This is a genomic window from uncultured Kocuria sp. (assembly GCF_947500125.1).
Classification (GTDB): Bacteria; Actinomycetota; Actinomycetes; order Actinomycetales; family Micrococcaceae; genus Kocuria.
Genome location: NZ_CANMRA010000067.1, coordinates 1 through 3,849, shown reverse-complemented (window position 1 = coordinate 3,849; position 3,849 = coordinate 1). Strand labels below are relative to the sequence as shown.

Sequence of the window (3,849 nt, the reverse complement as noted above, 5' to 3'; positions counted from 1 at the left end):
GGTCTGTTGTTTGAGAACTCAATAGTGTGCCATGTTTGTTGATACCGATTTTTTATTCGGTTGATGGGGTTGTCGTCGTCCTGCCTCCGTGGGGCGTGGGGCAACCATTTTCAGCCGGGGTTTGATGTTTTCGTTGTTTTTTTGACGGAGAGTTTGATCCTGGCTCAGGACGAACGCTGGCGGCGTGCTTAACACATGCAAGTCGAACGATGATGCCCAGCTTGCTGGGCGGATTAGTGGCGAACGGGTGAGTAATACGTGAGTAACCTGCCCTTGACTCTGGGATAAGCCTGGGAAACTGGGTCTAATACTGGATACTACCTCGCACCGCATGGTGGGTGGTGGAAAGGGTTTTACTGGTTTTGGATGGGCTCACGGCCTATCAGCTTGTTGGTGGGGTAATGGCTCACCAAGGCGACGACGGGTAGCCGGCCTGAGAGGGTGACCGGCCACACTGGGACTGAGACACGGCCCAGACTCCTACGGGAGGCAGCAGTGGGGAATATTGCACAATGGGCGGAAGCCTGATGCAGCGACGCCGCGTGAGGGATGACGGCCTTCGGGTTGTAAACCTCTTTCAGTAGGGAAGAAGCGAGAGTGACGGTACCTGCAGAAGAAGCGCCGGCTAACTACGTGCCAGCAGCCGCGGTAATACGTAGGGCGCAAGCGTTGTCCGGAATTATTGGGCGTAAAGAGCTCGTAGGCGGTTTGTCGCGTCTGCTGTGAAAGCCCGGGGCTCAACCCCGGGTCTGCAGTGGGTACGGGCAGACTAGAGTGCAGTAGGGGAGACTGGAATTCCTGGTGTAGCGGTGAAATGCGCAGATATCAGGAGGAACACCGATGGCGAAGGCAGGTCTCTGGGCTGTTACTGACGCTGAGGAGCGAAAGCATGGGGAGCGAACAGGATTAGATACCCTGGTAGTCCATGCCGTAAACGTTGGGCACTAGGTGTGGGGGACATTCCACGTTTTCCGCGCCGTAGCTAACGCATTAAGTGCCCCGCCTGGGGAGTACGGCCGCAAGGCTAAAACTCAAAGGAATTGACGGGGGCCCGCACAAGCGGCGGAGCATGCGGATTAATTCGATGCAACGCGAAGAACCTTACCAAGGCTTGACATTCACCGGACCGCCTCAGAGATGGGGTTTCCCTTCGGGGCTGGTGGACAGGTGGTGCATGGTTGTCGTCAGCTCGTGTCGTGAGATGTTGGGTTAAGTCCCGCAACGAGCGCAACCCTCGTTCTATGTTGCCAGCACGTGATGGTGGGGACTCATAGGAGACTGCCGGGGTCAACTCGGAGGAAGGTGGGGATGACGTCAAATCATCATGCCCCTTATGTCTTGGGCTTCACGCATGCTACAATGGCCGGTACAAAGGGTTGCGATACTGTGAGGTGGAGCTAATCCCAAAAAGCCGGTCTCAGTTCGGATTGAGGTCTGCAACTCGACCTCATGAAGTCGGAGTCGCTAGTAATCGCAGATCAGCAACGCTGCGGTGAATACGTTCCCGGGCCTTGTACACACCGCCCGTCAAGTCACGAAAGTTGGTAACACCCGAAGCCGGTGGCCTAACCCCTTGTGGGAGGGAGCCGTCGAAGGTGGGACTGGCGATTGGGACTAAGTCGTAACAAGGTAGCCGTACCGGAAGGTGCGGCTGGATCACCTCCTTTCTAAGGAGCCGTTGACCACCGTGTGGTGGTCGCCCCCGCCCTAGTGCCCGTTCGTGGTGCTGGTGGGGTGAGCTCATGGGTGGAATATCAACGAGCAAGTGGCCGCACTCCTCCTGTTCTCCTGGTTCGCCGGGGGTGGGGGTTGCCGGCCGGGTCGGGTCCTAGTACCTGCCCCACCGTGGTGGACCCTTGCGGGTTCGCACGGTGTGGGTGGTGGAAGGGAGCCGCTCCGGTGGTGGGTGTGGTCCGTGGTGCACTATTGGGTCCTGAGACAACAGGCCCCGTCCCCTGGTGTGGGGGTGGGGGTGTTGTGTCTGGGTTCCCGGCGTCCTGCCGGTGGTCGTGTCCCCTGTGAGGGGCTGCTGCCACCAGTGTGTGGGGTGTGCGGGTTGTTGTTTGAGAACTGTATAGTGGACGCGAGCATCTTAAGAACGGGTGCCGCAATGGCCCGGGTGTCGTCCTCGTCTCGTAAGGGTCGAAGGGTGTGCCTGGTGTGGTTGTGGTGCCGTGTTCGTGATTGATCGCCGAGAGACCGCTGCCGCACCTTTTGGTGTGGTGGTGGTGGTATCGGTGTGTTCTGTGATCATGTGGCAAGTTTTTAAGGGCGCACGGTGGATGCCTTGGCATCAGGAGCCGATGAAGGACGCGGTAATCTGCGATAAGCCTCGGGGAGCTGATAAACGAGCTGTGATCCGAGGGTCTCCGAATGGGGAAACCCCGCTACGTGTTATGCGTGGTGACCCGCACCTGAATTCATAGGGTGTGTGGAGGGAACGTGGGGAAGTGAAACATCTCAGTACCCACAGGAAGAGAAAACAACAGTGATTCCGTCAGTAGTGGCGAGCGAACGCGGAAGAGGCCAAACCGATGGTGTGTGATACCCGGCAGGGGTTGCATCATCGGGGTCGTGGGGCACGTCGTCCCGGGTCTGCCGGCCCGGGCGTGTGAGTGCAGGACGATAGTCGAACCGGTGTGAGTGCCGGACCGGAGAGGGTGGGAGTCCCGTAGACGAAATCGTTGCTGCCGCGCGGAGCGTGTACCCAAGTAGCACGGGGCCCGAGAAATCCCGTGTGAATCTGCCAGGACCACCTGGTAAGCCTAAATACTACCTGATGACCGATAGCGGACCAGTACCGTGAGGGAAAGGTGAAAAGTACCCCGGGAGGGGAGTGAAATAGTACCTGAAACCGTGTGCCTACAAACCGTCGGAGCCTGTCAGAGGGTGACGGCGTGCCTTTTGAAGAATGAGCCTGCGAGTTAGTGTTACGTCGCGAGGTTAACCCGTGAGGGGTATCCGTAGCGAAAGCGAGTCTGAACAGGGCGAGTGAGTGGCGTGATCTAGACCCGAAGCGAAGTGATCTACCCATGGCCAGGTTGAAGCGCGTGTAAGAGCGCGTGGAGGACCGAACCCACTTCAGTTGAAAATGGAGGGGATGAGCTGTGGGTAGGGGTGAAAGGCCAATCAAACTTCGTGATAGCTGGTTCTCCCCGAAATGCATTTAGGTGCAGCGTTACGTGTTTCTTGCCGGAGGTAGAGCTACTGGATGGCCGATGGGCCCTACAAGGTTACTGACGTCAGCCAAACTCCGAATGCCGGTAAGTGAGAGCGTAGCAGTGAGACTGTGGGGGATAAGCTTCATAGTCGAGAGGGAAACAGCCCAGACCACCAACTAAGGCCCCTAAGCGTGTGCTAAGTGGGAAAGGATGTGGAGTTGCTTAGACAACCAGGAGGTTGGCTTAGAAGCAGCCATCCTTGAAAGAGTGCGTAATAGCTCACTGGTCAAGTGATTCCGCGCCGACAATGTAGCGGGGCTCAAGTACACCGCCGAAGTTGTGGCATTGCACCAATGATACCCAACCAGGGCTTCAGGTCCTGGTTCAGGTGGTGCGATGGGTAGGGGAGCGTCGTGTGGGCAGTGAAGCTGCGGGGTGACCCAGTGGTGGAGCCCACACGAGTGAGAATGCAGGCATGAGTAGCGAATGACGGGTGAGAAACCCGTCCGCCGGATGATCAAGGGTTCCAGGGTCAAGCTAATCTGCCCTGGGTCAGTCGGGACCTAAGGCGAGGCCGACAGGCGTAGTCGATGGACAACGGGTTGATATTCCCGTACCGGCGAAGAACCGCCCCTACCGAACCGGGGACACTAACCACCCGAACCGGGCCATGCGGTGACCATTGGTC

The 3,849-nt window shown here is 58.0% G+C and carries 2 rRNA genes; both read left to right on the top strand.

Annotated features, from left to right (window positions below):
* Positions 1 to 141: 141 nt before the first annotated feature.
* Positions 142 to 1,667: ribosomal RNA gene (locus tag Q0817_RS19775) — 16S ribosomal RNA — on the top strand.
* A 588-nt stretch (positions 1,668 to 2,255) separates the two neighbouring features.
* Positions 2,256 to 3,849: ribosomal RNA gene (locus tag Q0817_RS19770) — 23S ribosomal RNA — on the top strand; the annotation flags it as partial.